We start from the raw sequence: 20093 nt of genomic DNA, 5'->3' as shown, positions 1-20093 counted from the left end.
GCGGGGACTGGCGCCGGCGCGGGCTCGGCGGGGGCGGGCTCGGCGGCGGGAGTGGTGTCCTCCTGGGCGAGGGCGGGCGCTGAGAGGAGAACGAGCAGGGCCAGGGGCCAGCGACGCATGGAACCTCCGGAGGGAAGCGCGGCAGCGTAGCAGAGGACGCCGGGCCGGGGTCCTCCGAGCAAGCGGGCATCGGACGGTCTCTTCGGATGCCACAACGCACCGCGTGCATGTGGGGGCGGACGTTGGTATGGGGGGCGCCCGATGCCCAAGCGCACTGATATCCGGAAGGTTCTCGTGATTGGCTCGGGCCCGATTGTCATCGGGCAGGCCGTCGAGTTCGACTACTCAGGCACCCAGGCGATCAAGGCGCTTCGGGACGAGGGCGTGGAGGTGGTGCTGCTCAACAGCAACCCCGCCACGGTGATGACGGACCCTGAGTTCGCCCACCGCACCTACATCGAGCCCATCACCGTGGAGGCGGCGGAGAAGATTCTGGCCGCCGAGCGGCCGGACTCGCTCCTGCCGACGATGGGTGGCCAGACGGCGCTCAACCTGGCCAAGGCGCTCGCGGAGCGGGGCATCCTGGAGAAGTACGGGGTGCGGCTCATTGGCGCGTCCCTGGAGGCCATCAACAAGGCCGAGGACCGCCAGCTCTTCAAGGCGGCCATGCAGAAGATTGGCGTGGCGCTGCCCAAGAGCGGCTACGCGACGACGCTCGCGGACGCCATGGCGCTGGTGGAGGAGATCGGCTTCCCGGCCATCATCCGTCCGTCCTTCACGCTCGGCGGCACGGGTGGCGGCATCGCGTACAACCGCGAGGAGTTCGAGGCCATCTGCCGCTCGGGCCTGAAGGCGAGCCCCACCTCCACCATCCTGGTGGAGGAGAGCGTGCTCGGCTGGAAGGAGTACGAGCTGGAGGTGGTGCGCGACTCCGCGGACAACGTCATCATCATCTGCTCCATCGAGAACCTGGACCCGATGGGCGTGCACACCGGTGACTCCATCACCGTGGCGCCCGCGCAGACGCTGACGGACCGCGAGTACCAGCGCATGCGGCAGGCGTCGCTGGCCATCATCCGCGAGATTGGCGTCGACACGGGCGGCTCCAACATCCAGTTCGGCATCCACCCGCGCGACGGCCGCATGGTCGTCATTGAAATGAACCCGCGCGTGTCGCGCTCCAGCGCGCTGGCGTCCAAGGCGACGGGCTACCCCATCGCGAAGGTCGCCGCGAAGCTGGCGCTGGGCTACACGCTGGATGAGCTGCGCAACGACATCACCCGCGACACGCCGGCCTCCTTCGAGCCGACGCTGGACTACGTGGTGGTGAAGGTGCCGCGCTTCAACTTCGAGAAGTTCCCCAAGGCGGACCGCACGCTGACCACGAGCATGCGCTCGGTGGGCGAGGTGATGGCCATTGGCCGCACCTTCCCCGAGGCGTACATGAAGGCGCTGCGCTCCATGGAGCTGGGGCGCGTGGGCCTGGAGTCGCCGGAGCTGCCCTCGGAGAAGGAGGAGCGGGAGAAGGTGCTGCACGAGGGGCTGCGCGTGCCCCGTCCGGAGCGCCCCTGGTTCGTGGCGCAGGCCTTCCGCGAGGGCATGACGGTGGAGCAGGTGCACCAGCTCTCCGCCATCGACCCGTGGTTCCTGCGGCACATCGAGGCGCTGGTGCGCGAGGCGCAGGCGCTGGCGGACATTGGCCGGCTGGATCACCTGGCGGACGACGTGCTTCGTCAGGCGAAGGCGCACGGCTTCTCCGACAAGTACCTGGGCAACCTGATGGGCTACCCGGAGGCGGAGGTGCGGGCGCACCGGCACGCGCGCGGCATCCGCCCGGTGTTCAAGCGGGTGGACACCTGCGCCGCGGAGTTCGAGGCGTACACGCCCTACCTGTACTCCACCTACGAGGAGGAGGACGAGGCGCCCCCCACGGACCGGCAGAAGGTCCTGATTCTGGGCAGCGGTCCCATCCGCATCGGCCAGGGCATCGAGTTCGACTACGCGTGCGTGCACGCGGCCTTCGCGCTGCGCGAGGCCGGGTACGAGACGGTGATGGTCAACTGCAACCCGGAGACGGTGTCCACGGACTACGACACGTCCGACCGCCTCTACTTCGAGCCGCTGACGATTGAAGACGTCCTGGAGGTGTCCCAGCGTGAGAAGCCGGTGGGCGCCATCGTGCAGTTCGGCGGGCAGACGCCGCTGCGCCTGAGCGTGCCGCTGGAGCAGGCGGGGCTGCCCATTCTGGGCACGTCGCCGGACGCCATCGACCGGGCGGAGGACCGCGAGAAGTTCGCGAAGCTGATTGAGAAGCTGGGCCTGAAGCAGCCGGAGAACGGCGTCGCGCGCAGCCACGCGGAGGCCTTCAAGGTGGCCGAGCGGATTGGCTACCCGGTGATGGTGCGTCCGTCGTACGTGCTGGGCGGGCGCGCGATGGAGACGGTCTACGACGCGGCCAGCCTGGAGCGCTACATGCGCGAGGCGGTGAGCGCGTCTCCGGAGCACCCGGTGCTCATCGACCGCTTCCTGAAGGATGCCATCGAGGTGGACCTGGACCTGGTGGCGGACCGCACGGGGCAGGTGCTGATTGGCGGCGTGCTGGAGCACATCCAGGAGGCGGGCGTGCACTCGGGTGACGCGGCGGCGACGCTGCCTCCGCACTCGCTGTCGCCGGACCTGGTGGAGCGGATGAAGGACCAGGCCATCGCGATGGCTCGCGAGCTGGGCGTGGTGGGCCTGATGAACGTGCAGTTCGCCATCCAGGGGAAGAACATCTACATCCTGGAAGTGAACCCGCGCGCCAGCCGCACGGTGCCGTTCATCTCCAAGGCGACGGGCATGCCGATGGCGAAGATCGCCGCGCTCTGCATGGTGGGCAAGACGCTGAAGGAGCTGGGCCGCACGGAGGAGCCGGAGTTCCGGCACGTGGCGGTGAAGGAGAGCGTCTTCCCGTTCGCGCGCTTCGCCGGGGTGGACGTGATTCTGGGCCCGGAGATGAAGTCCACGGGCGAGGTCATGGGCCTGGCGGAGGACTACGCGTCCGCGTTCGCGAAGAGCCAGCTGGCGGCGGGCGTGAAGCTGCCCAAGACGGGCCGGGTGTTCATCTCCGTGAAGGACGACGACAAGCCGGCGGTGGTGGACCTGGCCCGGCGCCTGCGGTCGATGGGCTTCAGCCTGACGGCGACGGCGGGCACGCACGACTACCTGCAGACGAAGGGCATCGAGTCGCAGCGGGTGCAGAAGGTGAAGGAGGGCCGGCCGAACATCGTCGACAAGATCGTCGACGGGGAGATCGTCCTGGTCATCAACACCACCTTCGGCAAGCAGGAGATCGCGGACAGCTTCTCCATCCGCCGTGAGGCGCTGATGCACTCGGTGCCGTACTACACGACGGTGCAGGCGGCGCGCATGGCGGTGGGCGCGCTGGAGTCGCTGAAGCGCTCGGACCTCGCGGTGAAGCCGCTGCAGGCCTACCTGTACGGCGAGAACGGTGTGCCTCCGGCGCGGCGGTAGGAATCGTGAAGTTTCGCGGCCCCTGGGTGTCTCCAGGGGCCGCTTTCCGTCTTGGGGCCGGGCGTTGTGTGAGATGGCGCTCGGTGTCCTGGTGACGCGTTGGGGGAGCGGCTCAGACCATGGGCAGCTCCACGATGAACGTCGCGCCCTGCCCGGGTTGACTGACCGCGCGCAGGGTTCCGTGGTGGGCTTCGACAATCTGCCTCGTGATGAAGAGACCCAGGCCCAGGCCACCGTAATGCCGGGTGGACACGGCCCGGGTGAACTTCTCGAAGATGGCCTGGAGGCTTCCTGGCGCGATGCCGATGCCTTCGTCCCTCACGCTCAGCCTGGCCCGGCCCCGGTCCCGCTCCACTCGCAGCGTGACCGGGCGCCCGGGGCCGTACTTCAGCGCGTTGGACAAGAGGCTGCTCGCCACCTGCTCCAGCCGGTGGCGGTCCCAGCGGCCCACCGCTCCCGGTTCCGCGTCGATGATGACCTTGCAGCCCGCCTTCGTGGCCTGGGCCTGGAAACGCTCCACCACGGTGCGCACCACGTCCGCCAGGTCCACGTCCTCCAGTTGCAACGGCGCGGCGGGGCCCGTGAGCTGCGTCACCTCCAGCAGGTCGTTGATGAGCGTGGTCATCTTGCGGACCTGTCCGGAGATGGTCTCCGCCGTCTTCACCACCCGCGCCCTCAGCGCCTCCAGGGTCTGTTCAGCCTGCGCGTCCCGGACCAGGGATTGGAGCTTCAGCTGCAACGGCGTCAGCGGGGTCTTCAATTCGTGTGACGCCACCGTCAGGAACTCGTCCCGGAGCGAGACGGCGTGCTGGAGCTGGGCCTGGGTCGTTCGCAGCTCGGTGACGTCCTGGAGCGCCAGGAGGACCGCCGCGTCGTGGCCGTGCTGGGCGGGCAGGGGAGCCGCTTCCACCAGCAGCGAGTAGTGCCCGGTGGGCGTGTGCCAGATGACCGGCTCGCCGTGCACAGGTGTTCCTCTCACCGCGCGGACGCCGGGGATCTCCTCCAGGCTCAGCACCCGGCCCGCTTCGTCCGTGAAGTGGTACTCACCCCGGTTGTAGGCCTCCTCGCTCAGGCCCCCGGGGAAGTCGCCGCCGGCCATCCTCCGGGCCACCTGGTTCGCGAAGACGACGCGGCCCGTCTGGGGCTCCACCAGGATCATCGCCACCGGCGTCCGATCCAACACCGCCTCCAGCCAGCGCTGCTGGTTCTTCAGGGACGCGGCGGACTCCTCCAGCTTCTTGCGTGCCTCCACCCGCTCCGTCACGTCGATGGCGAAGGACAACACGGAGTCCACCTGGCCCTTCACGTCGCGCAGCGGCTGGTACGCCACGTCGAACCGCCGCGTCGACTCCACGCCGGTATTCTGGAAGTCGGTGGTGATGGGGACCTCCTTCTCAATGAAGGGCTCTCCCTGGGTGTAGGCCTTCTCCAGCAACCGCGAGTACTCGGCGGCCCGGGCGTCATCGGTGCCCTTGATGGAGGCCCCCATCAGGTCCACGCCCCCGGACAGCGCCTTGTAGAGCGGGTTCACCAGCGTGAAGACCTGCTCTTCGCCGGAGAGGATGGCGATGGACGCCGGGGCGCTCGTCAGCACGGAGCGCAGCCTCGCGCGCTCGTTCTCCGCCTGGGCCTCCGCGTGCTTGCGCTCGGTGATGTCCTCTGCCGTGGAGATCCATTCGCGGATGGCGCCCTTCTTCCCGAACACGGGCACGGCCCGGCCCACGACGTCCCGGTAGCCCCCGGCGTGGTAGCGCAGGCGGAACTCGCCCCGGTAGGTCGTCTTCGTGCGCAGGGACTCCACCCAGCCCCTCACCACCCGCTTGCGGTCGTCCGGATGGATGGCGGCGAGCCAGCCCAGCCCCAGGTGCTCCGCTTGCGTCTGGCCGGTGAACTCCATCCAGCGCGGCGCGGGCTCCACCACCTCGCCGCGGCCGTTGGTGGTCCATACCGGCTGCGCCAGGGCCTCCACCAGCGAGCGGTAGCGCTGCTCGCTGGCCAGGAGCGCGTCGTGGGCCCTGCGCTGCTCGGTGACCTCCACCACGATGATGCCGATGCCCAGGAGGGCTCCCGCGCTCGTGCGCACGGGGTAGTAGCTGACGAGGAAGTGGCGCTCGACGCCCAGCTCCTTGGAGGTGACGCCGCTGACCTCCAGCGTCTGCGCGCCCCCGCCGTCCAGGATGCGCTGGTACTGGGGACGCAGCGTGGGCCACATCTCCGGGACGATCTCCTGCACCTTGCGGCCCAGGTGGGCGGCGCGGGGGATGCCATTGATGGCCGCGAGCGCGTCGTTGACCTGGACGAAGCGCTGCCGCAGGTCCACCACCGCGAGCCCCACGGGCGTGCTGGCCACCAGCGTCTCGAGGAGCAGCCGGGAGTGCTCGTCGGTGAGGGGCTCGCGGGTCTCCGGGTCGAAGCTTGCGCTGGGGCTCTCCACGCACGCCTCCTTTGACCCCGACCCTTCCCGGCGAGCTTGGAGGCAGGGCCCCGTGACGCCGCTTCCCACCATGGAAGTGGCCTGACCTGGAGGGTGTGCATCCCCCGCGAGGGTGGGCAGCCCGCATCCGCCCGGGGGCGCAGCCTCTGTCTGGCTGGCACCCAACGGCAGACAGCGCCCACTCAAGCGCCCGGTGGACCGGCTTCGTCCTTGCCGCGAGGCGGTGACTGCCAGGGCCACCGTCCGTCGATCTCCACCTCCAGCGTGAAGCTGAGGAAGGTCCGGATGAGGACGATGAGGCCCAGGATGACCACCTGCCGCAGCGTGGGCGACTGGGCGACCGTGCGGATGATGTCCGCCGCGACGAGCAGCTCCAATCCCAGCAGGATGGCGCGGCCCAGGTAGTGACGGAGCTGCCGGTACGCCTTCGCCCGCAGCGGCCCGCGTGCGTCCCGGAGGGCGAGCGCCACGGAGACCGCCGCCCCCACCACCATCACGACCACGCCCGCGCCCTCGAACAGCTGAGCGGCCAGGTCCACGAAGTCCACGAATCGCATCCGCCGCTCCCTTGCCGCGAAAGATGGTTTGCGGCACAGCGGACAACCACCCCGTCAAACCCTCCCGCCGGGGTGGAATGACGTCGGAATAGACACACAAAAACTCAAATCAATACATGCGTGCAGTGTTGACGCCGGCGGAGCTCCTGGTTCATTGTCGCCGCCCTTCGCGGGTCGCAGGTGCCGGGGGGTGCCGTGACGCATTGGTTTAAAGCCAGACATGGCGTTGCCCCAGAGGGTCGTGTCGCGTGATTCGCGAGATCCTCAGTGGACTGCTGTGGCAGGGACGGTTGGCCTTGCGCAGCGGCGACGTGCGTGTCTTTGCCGCGCATGGCTACGTGGACGAGGGCTACCGGCCTTCACGCGTGCCGTTCCTGTCCGTCGTCGGTCCGCTGGGCCTCTTCTCCGAACCCGAGCGTGAGAACGGCCGCACCGGCGTCGCCACCGTCCGCGTCCCGGGCCACGTCGTCGGCAAGCCTCGCGCTCCCGTGGACAGCGTGCCTCCCAATGGCTCGCTCATGCTGCGCCTGGACGGCCGCGCCACCGTCACCCTCACGGGCCTGCCGGGCGGTTCGTTTGCTTCCACCGCGACGGGGCCTTCGGTAACGGCGGCCATCAACGCGAAGCTGGCGGATGCGCTCTCCGGGGGGCTCTTCCAGGAGCCTTCAGGGGCGCCGCTCACGGACCCCTTGATGCTGGAGGCGCTGGGCGCCGTCGCCGCGCGCTGGGACGTGGAGGGCGGCCGACTCGCGATCAGCTCCGACCCGGGCATCGCGTCGATGGCGTTCCGCTCCAGCGTGGAGGTGCTGCCGGTGGCCGGCAGCATCGCGGGGCCTCTGGGGTTGGAGCCTCCGGAGCGCTCGCAGGAGGGCCGGACGTTCCTCAGCAGGATTCGCGCGCCCAAGGCCATGGCCATCGACGTGCAGGTGGACGTGTGGGCGGGTTCGCAGGGGGACCTGGCGTCCATCATGGACACGGTCGCGCTCTCCATCCCCACGCGCGGGAACATGGTCCTGCGCCCGTCGCTCCTGGCCGAGGATGTGACCGACGGCGCCACGGCGGTCCGCCTCCTGACGCTCGGCGAGCCCACCACGCTCCTGTCCCTGGCGCACCTGGAGTCCAGTGACGCGAGCCTGGAGCGCGCTCGCGGCGGACGCGTGGACCTGGCGCCGGGCGCGTCCTTCCTGCCTGACTCCGGAGGATTGCGGCTGTCCGGCACCGGCACCGCCTCCGTGCTCGTCTACCCCATGCCCGCCGTGGCGGATCCGTTCCACGCCGACAATCCGGCTCCGGACGGGCTGGCGCTGTCCTTGGGGCTGCGCGTCGCCGCTGGCGCGGTGGCGGGCCAGACGCTGCCGGTGGCCGTGCTGATGGCGCAGGCGCAGCCCGTGCTGCGGCTCATCGTCCGCTATGAGCAGGTGGGCACTCGGCTCATGGGCGAGGTGGTGGCTACCGCGACGCTCGCTCGGTCCAGCGGCAAGCAGGTCGCGGAGACGCGCTGGCGGCTCCCGGCGGAGCGGCTGGAGGCCGGCGTCGCTTTGCATGCGCGGCTGGAGGCGGGGGAGGGCGTGGTGTGGCTGTCGGCGGATGGGGCGCCGCAGCCGCTCCAGGACGCGGAGGCCACGCCCTCGCCGCCGGTCGCGGCTCCGGGCATCACCGTCGCCGCGAGCGACATGGTGCTCACGCTGGGGGACCCGGCGGGGACGCCGCTGGACTTCACCGTGGACCACCTGCACCTGGTGGCGGAGCCCGTGGGGCCGTTGGATCCGGCGCTGCGCCGCTCCGTCACCGCGGCCTCGCGCCTCAGGCCGGGCGACGTGGTGGTGCTGGGCGCGAGCGAGGACGGCTTCCGCGTGGGCAAGCAGCGCTTCCAGGCGCTGGTGCTGGGCGTGGACGGCGACCGCGTGACGCTCAGCAAGCCCGTGGAGGGCGCGTGGCCCCGGGGCCGCACGCTCGTGTTCCAGGAGGAGTGCTTCTTCTTCCAGACCCAGCTGCGCCGCCGCGACGATCTCTTGAACCACCTGTACCGCTGCTGCGTGGACTACCGGGTCTCCGCGCTGATGGACGAGCCGAACGCGCGCACCACCGCGCGCCTCGTCGAGAAACCCCAGGTGGACCCCGTCGCGCGCGGGGCCTCTCGCGGCGCCAGCGGCCACCCGGGCACTTCCGTCACCGAAGTCGATACCGCCAGGCGCGGGACCATCTGAACCCAGGAGGATGAACGTGGCTGAGCGACTGCATCCGGGCGTCTATGTGGAGGAAATCAGTGCCGGTGCACGCCCCATCGAAGGGGTGGGCACGTCCACGGCGGCGTTCGTCGGCCGCACGGCGCGCGGCATTCCGGCCCTGGCCCAGTTCGTCACCGGCTTCGCCGAGTACGAGCGCGCCTTCGGCGGCCACGAGCCCGGTGAGGCGGGCCTCGTCGCGCAGGCGGTGGAGGCCTTCTTCGATTCCGGGGGACGCCGCGCGTACGTCGTGCGCGTGCTGCCCTCGGACGCGGTGGCCGGCGTGTCCTCGTCCCTGGCCGCTCGCGTGGGCGGCGGCCTCAACGCCCTCACGTTCCTGGCCCGGGGCGCGGGCGAGTGGTCCGGCTATCTCCGCGTCCAGGTGAGCGACTCCATCAACTTCCCCTCGGAGGCTTTCCGCGTGGAGGTGATGTGGACGGAAGCGGGAGCCACGCGCCGGCTGGAGACGTTCGAGGACGTGCGCATGGACCCGGCGAGCGAGGACTACGTCGGCGACCGCATCAACGACATCTCCCGCTACATCCGCGTGCGTGACGAGTTCCAGGCGGCGCTGGCGGCTCGGGCGCCGGGCGCGGTGCTCGTCCCCGGCGTGCCTCCCAAGCTCAAGGCCGCCGTGCTGTCCGGCACGAAGTACAGCCTCTTCGACGGCGGCAAGCTCCAGGTCAGTACCTGGGATGAGGCCCAGCCGGACCTGCCCCGCACGACGCTGGACGTCTCCATCACGCAGGCCCTGGTGGTGGCCGCCGTGCCGGGCGCGGCGTTCGTCAACGGCCGCGCGCAGCTGACCGCCACGGAGCTCAAGACCTTCCTCACCCAGGCCGTCACCTCGGCGGGCCTGGGCAACACGTTCGTCATTGGCGGCACGGACTCACCGGAGATTTCCCTCAAGGTGGCCACCGGGCCCACGCTCACCATCCCCAAGCCCGCGGGCGCCACGTATGACCTGGACCCCGAGGACGCCAAGGTCACCGTGGGCTCGCCGGGTGCGACCACGGTGGTGCCCATCCCCATCCTCGCGGCGAATGCCGGCGCGGTGACGCCCGCGGAGTTGAACCACTCGCTGAGCGTGGCGCTGGCCGGCAAGGTCGCGTCGGTGGTGACGGACGCGCAGGGCAACACCGTCATCACGGGCCTGGCCACGGCGGCGGGCACCTCCACGCTGTCGCTCTCCGCCACCGGCTTCACCGGCACGCCCGCGGCGGGGACGGCGGGCCTGGGCGCGGAGTCCTTCGATGGGCTCCAGCTGGCCATCGGCGAAACGCTCCAGCCCACGGTGCCCACCATGCTGCGGGCGCTGGGCTTCGCGCCGCGCGCCCGGGGTTACTCCGACGACTCGCCCGCGAACCCCTCGGTGCGACCGGTGGCGGCGACGAACCTGCGGCTCTTGGGCGGCGATGACGGCACGGGCCTGCTGGACTCGTCCGACTTCGCGGGCGACGCGAAGCTGCGCACGGGCCTGCACGCGCTGGACACGGAGGACGTCAACATCATCGCGCTGCCCGGCAAGAACGAGGTGTCGTTCATCGCCGCGGGCGTCGCGTACTGCGACAACCGGGGAGACTGCTTCTTCCTCGCGGACGGCCCCGGCGGCGTGGACAAGGACTTCGCGGTGCTGCCGGACGACGCGAAGCAGTTCGTGGAGGGCCTGCCTTCGCGCTCGAAGAACTCGGCCATGTTCTACCCGTGGATCCGCGTGGCGGACCCGGTGGGCGTGGGCCGAAACCCCACGCGGCTGGTGCCTCCGTCCGGCCACGTGGCGGGCCTCTTCGCGCGCACGGACACCACGCGCGGCGTGTGGAAGGCGCCCGCCGGCATCGAGGCGTCGCTCGCCAGTGCGCTGGGCCTCCAGTACCCCGTCATCGACGCGGAGCAGGATCAGCTCAACCCGGTGAGCCTCAACTGCTTGCGCCAGTTCCCCGGCGTGGGGCTGGTGTCGTGGGGCTCGCGCACGCTGTCGCCCGACCCCGAGTGGCGCTACATCCCGGTGCGCCGCACCGCGCTCTTCCTCAAGGAGTCCCTGCGGCGCGGCCTCATGTGGGCGGTGTTCGAGCCCAATGACGAGGAGCTGTGGGGCCGCATCCGCGTCGCCATCGAGTCCTTCATGCTGGGCCTGTTCCGGCAGGGCGCCTTCCAGGGCAGCACGCCCGAGGAGGCCTTCAGCGTCGTCTGCGACCGGAGCACCAACCCGCAGGAGAACGTGGACGCGGGCATCGTCACCGCGCAGGTGGCCTTCGCGCCGCTGAAGCCCGCGGAGTTCGTCGTGATTGAAATCAGCCAGAAGAGCCTGCTGGCGGCCTGATGCCCACGCCCGTCCCCGCCAACGCCCGCAACCCGCTGCGGACCTTCCAGTTCCGGCTCCGGATGAGCACGTCCGGGGCCGGCGACTACGTGGCCGGTGTGCGCACCGTGTCCGGCCTGTCCGTCAGCGTGGGCGCCCATGAGACGTGGGAGGGCGGCAACAACCTGCACCGCTACGCCCAGCCCCACAAGGTGACGTGGGAGCCGCTGGTGCTGGAGCAGGGGCTGGCGCTGGATGACTCGCTGGAGCGCTGGGCTCGCGCGGTGCTGGAGTTCGCGCGCACCGGCAAGGCGCCCGGCGAGCCGGTGAAGCGCGACCTCTTCATCGACGTGTGGGACGCATACGCGCACCCCACGGCCGTGCCCGCGCCCGGCGGCATGGAGGCGCGCATCCGCAGCTTCCACGTGCACAACGCGTGGGTGTCCAAGTTCCACGCCCTGCCCAAGCTGGACGCCATGGCGGGGGAGGTGGCGCTCCTGTCGCTGGAGCTCACCCACGAGGGCTGGGAGCCGGTGCCCCGGCCCGTGCTGTCCCTGCCCGCGACGCCCTGACGTCCCCTTTTCGAGGAGTGATGCCATGCCCCGATTCGTCGAGTCCACGAAGCGCGACCCGTACCGCAACTTCAACTTCCGCGTGCTCTTCAACAACATCGAGGTGGCCGCGTGCCGGAAGATCTCCGGCATCACCGGCACCGTGGAGGTGGTGAAGTTCCGCTCCGGCAACAGCCCGTCCTCCGTGGACGAGCTGTCCCCGGGCCGCGTGCACTACGAGCCCATCACGCTGGAGGCGGGGCTCACGCAGGACACGACGTTCCGGGACTGGGCGCTCCAGCTCATCCGCCACGAGGCCACGCCCGGCTTCCGCGCCGCCGAGCCGGACTACCGGCGCACCGTCGAAATCCTCGTCTACGACCTGGACTTCAACCGCGCGGTGAAGAAGTTCGTGCTGCGCAACGCGTGGGTCTCGAAGTTCACCGCGATGTCGGAGCTGGCCGCGGAGGCGAACGAGATCCTCATCGAGAGTTGCGAGGTCAACCACGAGGGCTTCACGCTGGAGGCGGTGGTCTGACGTGCTCCTCGATCCTCCCATCCCGGTGCTCCTGCCGCACGGCCTCTTCGACGAGGACGGCCGCTGTCACCGTCAGGGCGAGCTGCGCGCGCTCACCGGCCGCGAGGAGTGGTCGCTGGCCCAGGCCGGCGAGCGCCCGGGGCCTCGCGCGGTGAGCGAACTGCTCGCGGCGTGCCTGGGGCGGTTGGGGGACTATCCGCGCGTCGACGCGTCGCTGGCGGCGTGCCTCACGCGGGGAGACCGGCACCACCTGGCGCTGCACCTGCGGGCCCGGCTGTATGGGGACCGCTTGACGCTGGTGGCGCGCTGCCCGGCGCCTGGATGCGAGGCCGTCGCGGACGTGGACGTGCGGCTCTCCGCGCTGTCGCCGGAGCGGCCCCTGGATGCACCGGAGGTGCTGACCGTCGCGCTGCCGGAAGGCACCGCGGAGGTGCGTGAGCCGACGGGCGAGGACGACGCGGTGCTCGCGGACGCGCAGGGCAGCCGGGCGGAGCGCGCCGCGCTCCTGTGGTCGCGGCTGGTGGTGGTGGACGGACGGGCGCTGACGCCCTCGTCGTGGCTGGGGCTGCCCGCGCGTTCACGGCACGCGGTCGCGCTGGCGCTGGCGGATGGGACGTCCGCTCCGGACCTGGGGCTCCTGGCCCGGTGCCCGAAGTGCTCCGCGTGGTTGGAGCTGGAGCTGGATCCGTTCGCGCTGCTGACTCGCGAGCTGCGAGGGGGCGCGGCGCGGCTGGAGACGGAGGTGCACGTGCTGGCCTTCCACTACCACTGGTCGGAGGCGGACATCCTGGCGCTGCCCCGCGCCCGGCGGTGGCGCTACCTGGAGCTGCTTCGCAACGAGCTGGAAGGCCGTCCGCTGGTGGATGGCTGGAGCTGACGACGGAAGGACGCACACGCCATGGCCCCACCCCCGGTGCAAGGACAGGTCGGACTCACCCGCCGCGAGCTGGAGCGTGAGCTCGCGTGGATGCTGCGCAGCGTCCCGGACAACCCGAAGGAGCTCGTGAAGCTGTTCAGCCAGACGGTGGTGGCGCTGATGGACAAGAACAACGAAGCCATCGCCCGGAGCCTCGCCCAGCGCGAGCCGTCCGGCATCCGGGGCAACGGATGACCCGCAACCTGGACCCGACGCTCATCGCGTTTGATCAGCAGCTCCAGAAGGGCATGCTGGTGACGCTGCCGACGTCGGCGGATGACAAGAAGTCCGAACCGGGCGTGCGCGCGCTGCGCTTCCAGTACAACCCGGAGACGGTGACGCGCACGCGCGCGGGCCAGTGGGAGACCAAGCCCGGCAAGACGCCCGAGCAGACCAAGGTCCTCACCGACGGTCAGCGCGGCGGCGGCCTGCACGCCAAGAGCGAGACGATTGCCCTCAAGCTCGTCTTCGACGTGACGGAGGCGCTGCTGCGCGACACGAAGGGGGAGGGCACCCAGGGCGTGCTGCCGGAGCTGGCCATGCTGGAGGGCATGGCGCTGGGCAAGGACCAGACGGGCGAGGAGGAGAAGAAGCCCGCGACGAAGCTCGTCTCGCTCAACCCCACGGAGCTGCTGCTCATGCTGGGGCCGCGCACGTTCCCGGTGGTCATCACCGGGATGACCATCGTTGAGCAGCGGTTTGATCCGGCGCTGTACCCGCTGCGCGCGGAGGTGGACCTGCGCATGCGCATCCTGGAGGTGGGGGAGAACGCGGCGAACAACAAGGTGGCCCAGGCGTTCGCCAACCTGCGCGACCTGCGTCTGCGGATGGAGGACCTGGCGGCGGTGAAGGGCGCGGACGCGAGCACCCTCATCGCGCAGGCCCTGGCGCCGCAGGTGAAGCTCGACGGGGCGAGCTGACGGGACGGCCATGAGCGACCCTTCCTCGCGAAACAAGGACCTGCCGACGTACACGGTACCGCTGGGGCCGGAGGGCGCCTCGGTGTCGCTGTACGTGCCCCGCGTGGCGCCGCGCGTGCCCACGTCGCTGCTCCACAAGGTGGTGGCGGGGGACCGGTTGGACCTGCTCGCGCAGCGCTACTTCAGCGACCCGTTCCAGGCGTGGCGCATCGTGGACGCCAACCCCACCTTCGAGCCCGAGGCGCTGCTGGATCCGGGCACGGTGCTGCTCATTCCGGAGAAGCCCTGATGGCGGACCAGCGCGCGGCGTTCCTCCAGCTGTGGATCGACGGACAGCCCATGACGGACGCCCGCGGCCGGGTGTCCCGCCTGGAGGTGGACGAGCGCACCGACGACGCGTCGTCCTTCCACCTGTCGCTGGACATGGCGCCCACGGACGCGGGGGACTGGGACGCGCTGGCGGACGGGCGCTTCGCGCTGCTCAAGCGCGTCACCATCAGCTTCGGGCTGGGGGCTCCGGACAGCGAGGCGCCGGATGTCCAGGAGGTGGTGTTCGACGGCTACATCACCGCGGTGGAGCCGTACTTCGGCCCGTCGCGCGTGCCGGACTCGTCGCTGGAGGTGTACGGGCTGGACGCGTCGTGCCTGATGCACCTGGAGGAGCGCACGCGTTCGTTCAGCGGCCTGTCCGACGCGGGCATCGTGCGGCAGCTCTACGGGGAGTATGGCTTCGCGCTGGACGTGCAGGAGACGGCGCCCGTGCGCGACCCGGACCGCGCGGTGGTGCTCCAGCGCGGCACGGACGCGTCGCTCATCCGGTGGCTGGCCCGGCGCAACGGGTATGAGGCCTTCGTGGAGCGCAAGCAGGGCCCGGTGGGCGCGGGGGCCAACGCGGCGCTTGAGTGCGTGGGCCACTTCCACCTTCCGCGGCCGGATGGCCCGAAGCAGCCGGACCTGTCGCTGATTCCCCGCTCCACGCCGTCCGTCATCGAGCTCAAGGCGCGCTGGGAGAGCCACCGGCCCACGGAGCTGCATGGCGAGCACATCGACGAGCGCACGCGGCGGATCCGCTCCGCCACGGTGACGGCCCCGCGCTTTCCCCGCATGGGGCCCACCAGCCGCGCGGACATCCTCAAGGCCCGCATGGCGGCGGTGCTGCCCAAGCGGCCCCAGACGAAGGCGGTGGGCCTGCAGTACGTGGACGTGCCGCACGACGTGCCGGAGGTGGAGAACCTGGCGTGGTCGGACTACCGCGAGGCGGACTGGCTCGCGGAGGCGAACGGCACGGTGCAGGGGCTGCGCTACGCACGCATCCTCCGCGCCCGGCGTCCGGTGGGCCTGGTGGGGGCGGGCAAGCTGATGGACGGCACCTGGTACGTGCGCGGCGCGCGTCACCGCTGGGTGTGGGCGGAGGCGCTGGCCCGCTACGAGGTGGACGTGGACCTGGCTCGCGACGCGCTCAACGGGGTGGCGTGATGGGGCGCGGCCTGCACTTCCCCTTCCAGCTGGGAGACCTGGGCACGCCGCGCACGGTGGGGTCCGCGCAGGTCATCCGTCAGCAACTGGAGCAGCTGCTCTTCACGCTGCCCGGGGAGCGGGTGAACCGGCCCCGCTTCGGATGTGGCGTGCAGCGGATGGTGTTCGGTGCCGCGAGTCCGGAGGCCGCCGCCGCGGCCGAGTACATCATCCGCCTCAACGTGCAGGAGTTCATGCGCGACCAGGTGCGCCTGGACGCGGTGAAGGTGAGCGCCGAGGACGCGACGCTCTACGTGGACATCCTCTACACGCTGCTGGCGACGGGTGAGGCGCAAGCGGAGCTGTTCCGCCGGGACCTGGAGGCGCCGCCGTGAGCGCCCGGGTCCTGCTGACCTTGCCGCTGGAGGCGTCGCTGGGGGCGGCGCAGGCCGCGTTGCAGACCACGCCTCCGGGCGAGGTGGAGTGGGTGCTCCCCGTGGGCGAGGGCGTGCTCACCACGGACGCTGTCGTCGGCACGCCCGCGCATGCGCTGCGGCTCACGGGTGGCCCGGGCGTGTCGCTGCGGCTCGAGGGCGGGACGCTGGAGATGACCGGGCTCTTCACAGGGCTGTCGGGCGTGACGGTGGTGGCGGTGGACGCGGGGCTGGTCCTCCTGGGCGCGCGGGTCGAGATGTCGGACGTCACGGTGAGCGCCACGGCGTCGGGGGATTGCGCGGCGGTGAGCGTGGAGACGCCGGATGGCGCGGTGGTCATCGATTCGCTGACGGTGACGGGGGCGAAGGGCGAGGACGCCACGGGCTTGCGGCTGCTGGCGGCGGAGGCCCGCGTGACGGGCCTGTCCGTGGAGGCGGTGCAGGCCACGGTGGGTGAGGCCTTCGGCGTGCGGGCCGTCTGCCAGGCTTCGCAGTGGGCGGACGTGACGGTGCACGACGTCACGGGCACGACGGCGGGCGCGGGCCTGGAGCTGGCGGGCTTCACTCGCGCGGACCTGTCCGGGCTCACGGTGTCGCAGGTGTCCGGAGCGAGCGCGACCGGCGCGCGGGTGCTGGTGGCTCGGGAGGAGGGCGAGGGCCTGTCCCTGGTGGACGTGTCCGTGAGCGACGTGGCTGCGTCCGGGGCGCAGTGGAGCGTCGGGCTCGTGGTGGCTTCGGCGGGCGCCCTTCAGGTGCGGGGCTTCACCGTGCAGCGGGTGACGGGGGCGTTCCTGATGGGGGCGCTCGCGCTGGGCGGGCGGAGCATGGAAGTGGCCATGGGCCAGGTGGAGGACGTCACCGGCGGGACGCGCGCCACGGGCCTGCGGGTGCTGGGCGGGCCTTCGCTGGAGCCGGTGGGGGTGCGCGACGTGGAGGTGAGCCGTGTCGCGGCGGCGCCGGTTCCGGTGTCCGCGCAGCCGGCGGCGGCTTGGTCGGACTGGCTCACCGCCGCGCTGGATTCGCTGTCGGCCTCGGTCGTGGGGCCGCTGACGCTGCCGGAGTTCCCCTCGGACGCGGACGTCGTGGGGCTGCACGTGGCCGCGCCGCTGGGGGGCCTGGAGCCGGTGCTGGATGAGGGCACTCCGGGAGAGATTGCCGTCGAGGACTGCTCCCTCTTCGTCATCACCGGCACCGCGCTGCAAGTGGAGGGCGGGCTGCGCACGGCGCTGATTCGGCGCACCGAGGCCTGGACGTCGGTGCACGCGGGCTGGGTGCAGGCGGAGCAGCTGCTGCTGGCGCAGCTCACCTGGCACCGGCATGCGCATGGGCTGCGGCTGGGGCCGGGCGAGATTCGTGCTTACGACTCGCTCTTCACGGCCATCGTGGGCGCGCCCTTCGTGCTGGAGACGGACGCGGAGCTGTCCGCTTCGCCCGCGCTCTTTGCTCAGGGCGCGGGCCTGCCGTTCTTGGAAGTGGGGCCGCTGCCGTACCGGACGCCGGGGACTCCCGAGGTCCCTCCGGTGCTGCTCACGGGGAGCCTGCCGCCTCCGGAGAGCGTGGACCTTCGGCTGGTGCCGGATGCGGCCATCTCTCGCGCGGCGGTGCCCGTGCCGGGAGATGGGCCTCGCGACCCGGCGCCGTTCGTGGGCGCCTGGGCTCCGGACGTGGTGCCGGGCTGTGACGTGCGGGATCCGCAGCCGCGTCCGTGGCTCGCGGCTCCGGAGCGGCCCGCGCCCGGGGCGCTGGTGGACTACCAGGCCCGTGACGCGCAGTCGTTGCTGGCGGTGATGCTGGAGCGGGCTCGCACGGTGATGGCGCCGTGGGAGGACCGGGGGCCCGCGGACTTCACGACCATGTTGCTGGAGGCCGTGGCCGCGCAGCTGGACTCGCTGGCGTACCAGCAGGAGCGTGCCGTGGTGGAGGGCTTCCTGGAGGATGCCCGGCTGCGGCGCTCCGTGGAGGACCACGCGCGGGGGCTGGACTACGTGCCGGACCCGGGGCTCTCCGCCACGGTGATGCTGCGGTTCCGGTTGGATCCGGTGGCGCTCGCGGCGCTGGTGCAGGAGCGGTTGGAGGAGCTGCACCTGTCCACGCTTCCTCCAGGCACCACCGCGCTGGAGTTCCTCACCGGGGGCGGCGTGCTGGAGATTCCGGCCGAGACACTGGTGGCGAATGTCTCCACGGACGAGCACTCGCTGGTGTTCGTCACCGAGTCGCCGCTGTCGTACTTCCCCCGGCTGGAATCCGTGACGCTCGCGGAGTCCGTGCAGCCGGGGGACACCGGGGCCACGCTCGCGGGCCTGTATCCGGAGCTGGAGGTGGGCCGGTGGCTCATCCTCTACCGGGGACGCGGCGAGGGCGGACACGTGGTGCGCGTGACGTCCGTGACGCTCGCCACGGATACGACGTTCGTCGGGTGGGATCCGCGCAGGTTCGCGCCGGAGACGTTCCTGGCTCCGGGGGACCCCGCGCCCGGGCCTCGCGCGACCGTGCTGGGCAATGGGGTGCCCGCGCATCATGGGCTGCCGGTGTCGCCGCTCCCCGAGGGCTTCGAGGCGGACTCGGCGGAGCCGTTTGCCCGGAGCCTCGCGCAGTGGCGCGCGCTGCTGTCTCCCGTCGTGGATGGCGGTGAGGCGCGCGAGTTCGCCCTGCCGTTCCATCCGGTCAGTGTCCAGGCCTCCGGGTATCCGCTGCCAGGTGATGAATCGCGGCGCGGGACGCCCCAGCTCCAGGTGAGCGTGGAGGACGACCCGTGGACGTTGGTGGAGGACCTGTCCGTGCAGGGGCCGGGGGATGAGGTGTTCGTGCTGCGCGCGACGCCCACGGGGGGGGCCAGCCTGCGCTGGGGGGATGGCACCAACGGTGCCGCGTTGCCGCCTCGGGAGACGGCGCTGGGGTTGTCGCTTCGCATTGGTCTGGGGACGGTGGGCAACGTGGGGGAGGGCGTGCTCACGCGGCTGCTCCAGGTGCCGTTGGATCCGCAGCGCTCCGCGTCCGCGGGCGAGCTGCTGGCCCGGTCGATGGACGACCTGCGCCTGCTGGTGCGCGTGGACAATCCGTTGCCCGCGGTGGGCGGACGCGACGCGGAGTCGATCGACTCCATCCGCTACCGGGCACCGGCGGGCGTGTCACAGCCGCTGTCCGCCGTCACCGTCGATGACTACGTGCGGATGCTCCAGCAGTTGCCGGAGGTCGCGGGGGCTTCGGCCCGCGCGGTGATTCGCGACCTGCGCACGGTCATCCGGGTGACGGTGTTGCTGCGCGACGAGGACACGCTGGACCGGGACGAGCTGCTTCGCCGGTGGGCCGGGGTGCGCCGGCGGCTGGAGGAGATCCGGGTGCTGGGGGTGGACGTGGAGGCGCTGCCGCCCCGGTGGGTGCCGCTCGATCTGGACCTGGAGGTGGACGCGGCGCCGCATTCGCAGGCGGATCAGCTGCGCGACGCGGTGGTGGGCGCCATCGCGGGAGACGGCGGGCTGTTGGATCCGGATCGCTCCGGCTTGAACGGCGACGTGCAGCTCGCGGACCTGTACCAGGCGGTGTTGCGCGTGCCGGGCGTGACGGCGGTGCGGGTGAAGCGCTTCCGCCGCCTGGAGCCTCATGCGCCGGAGCGGCTGGAGGCGGGCGTCATTCCGATCGGGCCGGAGGAGGTCGCCACCGCTCGGGGTGGTTACTGGCCGGGCTCTGAAGGCGTGCTCACCGTGCAGGTGTGTGGAGGGCTGCGATGAGCCGCGTCCCCTCCACGCACCAGGCGCTGACGCACGAGCAGCTCCGCACCCGGCTGGGGGAGTCGGCTCGCATCGTCTTCTCCCGGCTGGACGAGGCGCCCACGTGGAATCCGCTCGCGTACGCGGCGCCGTCGTCGGTGGACCTGGGGAGGGGGCTGCTCGACAGCGTGGCGCTCGCGCTGCATGTGCTGTGGACGTATCAGCAGGCGTGGGCGGAGGAGGGCTTCCTCGCCACCGCGCGCCTGGAGGACTCCGTCTCCAGGTTGCTCGGGCACATCGGCTACCGGCCGAGCCCGGGCACCGCGGCGGTGGGGCTTCAGCACTTCCGCTGCAAGGCGAACGTGCGCGGCACGCTGCCGGCGGGAACGGCGGTGAGTTCGGCGGCGGAGGGAGAAGAGGCCGCCGCCATCTTCGAGACGCTTGCTCCGCTGCGGCTGCTTCCGGAGCTCAATGAGCTTCGCGCGTTCCTTCCGCCTCGCGCCGGTGTGGGGACCGGGACGGGCGCGGGGACGGGAACCGGAGG

At 71.3% G+C, this 20093-nt stretch carries 15 protein-coding genes; 13 read left to right on the top strand and 2 right to left on the bottom strand.

What is annotated here, in order from left to right; genetic code table 11:
- The first annotated feature begins 261 nt into the window (after positions 1-261).
- A complete protein-coding gene (gene carB / locus D7X96_RS34620; RefSeq protein ID WP_121723539.1) occupies positions 262-3513 on the top strand; it encodes a carbamoyl-phosphate synthase large subunit in 3252 nt (1083 codons plus the stop codon).
- 112 nt (positions 3514-3625) lie between these two features.
- On the opposite strand, the gene D7X96_RS34615 is transcribed toward carB, so the two are convergent.
- Together D7X96_RS34615 and D7X96_RS34610 are read right to left on the bottom strand one after the other, a co-directional pair.
- Positions 3626-5947, bottom strand: coding sequence for a PAS domain-containing sensor histidine kinase (locus D7X96_RS34615; protein ID WP_158616307.1), 2322 nt, complete (start codon positions 5945-5947; stop codon positions 3626-3628).
- A gap of 182 nt (positions 5948-6129) precedes the next feature.
- Positions 6130-6504, bottom strand: coding sequence for a DUF1622 domain-containing protein (locus D7X96_RS34610; protein WP_120551971.1), 375 nt, complete (start codon positions 6502-6504; stop codon positions 6130-6132).
- A 248-nt stretch (positions 6505-6752) separates the two neighbouring features.
- On the opposite strand from D7X96_RS34610, the gene D7X96_RS34605 reads away from it, so the two are divergent.
- The 12 genes from D7X96_RS34605 to D7X96_RS34550 all read left to right on the top strand — a co-directional run.
- Positions 6753-8711 carry a hypothetical protein gene (locus D7X96_RS34605; protein WP_121771678.1) on the top strand — a complete coding sequence of 653 codons (1959 nt, stop codon included), beginning with the start codon at positions 6753-6755 and terminating at the stop codon, positions 8709-8711.
- A 16-nt stretch (positions 8712-8727) separates the two neighbouring features.
- Positions 8728-11049: a phage tail sheath subtilisin-like domain-containing protein gene (locus D7X96_RS34600; RefSeq protein WP_158626667.1), complete on the top strand. Its 2322-nt coding sequence runs from the start codon at positions 8728-8730 to the stop codon at positions 11047-11049.
- Positions 11049-11600, top strand: coding sequence for a phage tail protein (locus D7X96_RS34595; RefSeq protein WP_120551968.1), 552 nt, complete (start codon positions 11049-11051; stop codon positions 11598-11600). Before D7X96_RS34600 ends, D7X96_RS34595 begins: the two co-directional genes overlap by 1 nt.
- A gap of 25 nt (positions 11601-11625) precedes the next feature.
- Positions 11626-12117, top strand: coding sequence for a phage tail protein (locus D7X96_RS34590; protein WP_120551967.1), 492 nt, complete (start codon positions 11626-11628; stop codon positions 12115-12117).
- Position 12118: 1 nt separating this feature from the next.
- A complete protein-coding gene (locus D7X96_RS34585; RefSeq protein WP_120551966.1) occupies positions 12119-12994 on the top strand; it encodes a hypothetical protein in 876 nt (291 codons plus the stop codon).
- A 21-nt stretch (positions 12995-13015) separates the two neighbouring features.
- A complete protein-coding gene (locus D7X96_RS34580) occupies positions 13016-13228 on the top strand; it encodes a hypothetical protein (RefSeq protein ID WP_120551965.1) in 213 nt (70 codons plus the stop codon).
- Positions 13225-13953: a CIS tube protein gene (locus D7X96_RS34575; RefSeq protein WP_121723533.1), complete on the top strand. Its 729-nt coding sequence runs from the start codon at positions 13225-13227 to the stop codon at positions 13951-13953. Before D7X96_RS34580 ends, D7X96_RS34575 begins: the two co-directional genes overlap by 4 nt.
- Before the next feature lie 10 nt (positions 13954-13963).
- On the top strand, positions 13964-14242 hold the full coding sequence (locus tag D7X96_RS34570) for a LysM peptidoglycan-binding domain-containing protein (protein WP_121771675.1): 279 nt from the start codon (positions 13964-13966) through the stop codon (positions 14240-14242).
- A complete protein-coding gene (locus D7X96_RS34565) occupies positions 14242-15429 on the top strand; it encodes a phage late control D family protein (protein WP_121771674.1) in 1188 nt (395 codons plus the stop codon). Before D7X96_RS34570 ends, D7X96_RS34565 begins: the two co-directional genes overlap by 1 nt.
- Positions 15429-15803 (top strand): GPW/gp25 family protein, encoded by a 375-nt coding sequence (locus D7X96_RS34560; protein WP_120551961.1) that lies wholly within the window; start codon positions 15429-15431, stop codon positions 15801-15803. The genes D7X96_RS34565 and D7X96_RS34560 overlap by 1 nt, the downstream gene beginning before the upstream one ends.
- A complete protein-coding gene (locus D7X96_RS41615; protein ID WP_121771673.1) occupies positions 15800-19570 on the top strand; it encodes a baseplate J/gp47 family protein in 3771 nt (1256 codons plus the stop codon). Before D7X96_RS34560 ends, D7X96_RS41615 begins: the two co-directional genes overlap by 4 nt.
- The coding region (locus D7X96_RS34550; RefSeq protein WP_208647425.1) for a hypothetical protein at positions 19567-20093 on the top strand (527 nt) is incomplete at its 3' end. The genes D7X96_RS41615 and D7X96_RS34550, both read left to right, overlap by 4 nt.

Source organism: Corallococcus interemptor (assembly GCF_003668875.1).
Taxonomy (GTDB): Bacteria; Myxococcota; Myxococcia; order Myxococcales; family Myxococcaceae; genus Corallococcus; species Corallococcus interemptor.
Note: the sequence above shows the minus strand (reverse complement) of the source record. Positions and strands in the feature narration are given on the sequence as shown.

Coding starts and splice junctions, on each gene's coding strand:
- carB (WP_121723539.1), top strand. CDS start 262: ATGCCCAAGCGCACTGATATCCGGAAGGTTCTCGTGATTGGCTCGGGC.
- D7X96_RS34575 (WP_121723533.1), top strand. CDS start 13,225: ATGACCCGCAACCTGGACCCGACGCTCATCGCGTTTGATCAGCAGCTC.
- D7X96_RS34580 (WP_120551965.1), top strand. CDS start 13,016: ATGGCCCCACCCCCGGTGCAAGGACAGGTCGGACTCACCCGCCGCGAG.
- D7X96_RS34595 (WP_120551968.1), top strand. CDS start 11,049: ATGCCCACGCCCGTCCCCGCCAACGCCCGCAACCCGCTGCGGACCTTC.
- D7X96_RS34570 (WP_121771675.1), top strand. CDS start 13,964: ATGAGCGACCCTTCCTCGCGAAACAAGGACCTGCCGACGTACACGGTA.
- D7X96_RS34560 (WP_120551961.1), top strand. CDS start 15,429: ATGGGGCGCGGCCTGCACTTCCCCTTCCAGCTGGGAGACCTGGGCACG.
- D7X96_RS34565 (WP_121771674.1), top strand. CDS start 14,242: ATGGCGGACCAGCGCGCGGCGTTCCTCCAGCTGTGGATCGACGGACAG.
- D7X96_RS34590 (WP_120551967.1), top strand. CDS start 11,626: ATGCCCCGATTCGTCGAGTCCACGAAGCGCGACCCGTACCGCAACTTC.
- D7X96_RS34610 (WP_120551971.1), bottom strand. CDS start 6,504: ATGCGATTCGTGGACTTCGTGGACCTGGCCGCTCAGCTGTTCGAGGGC.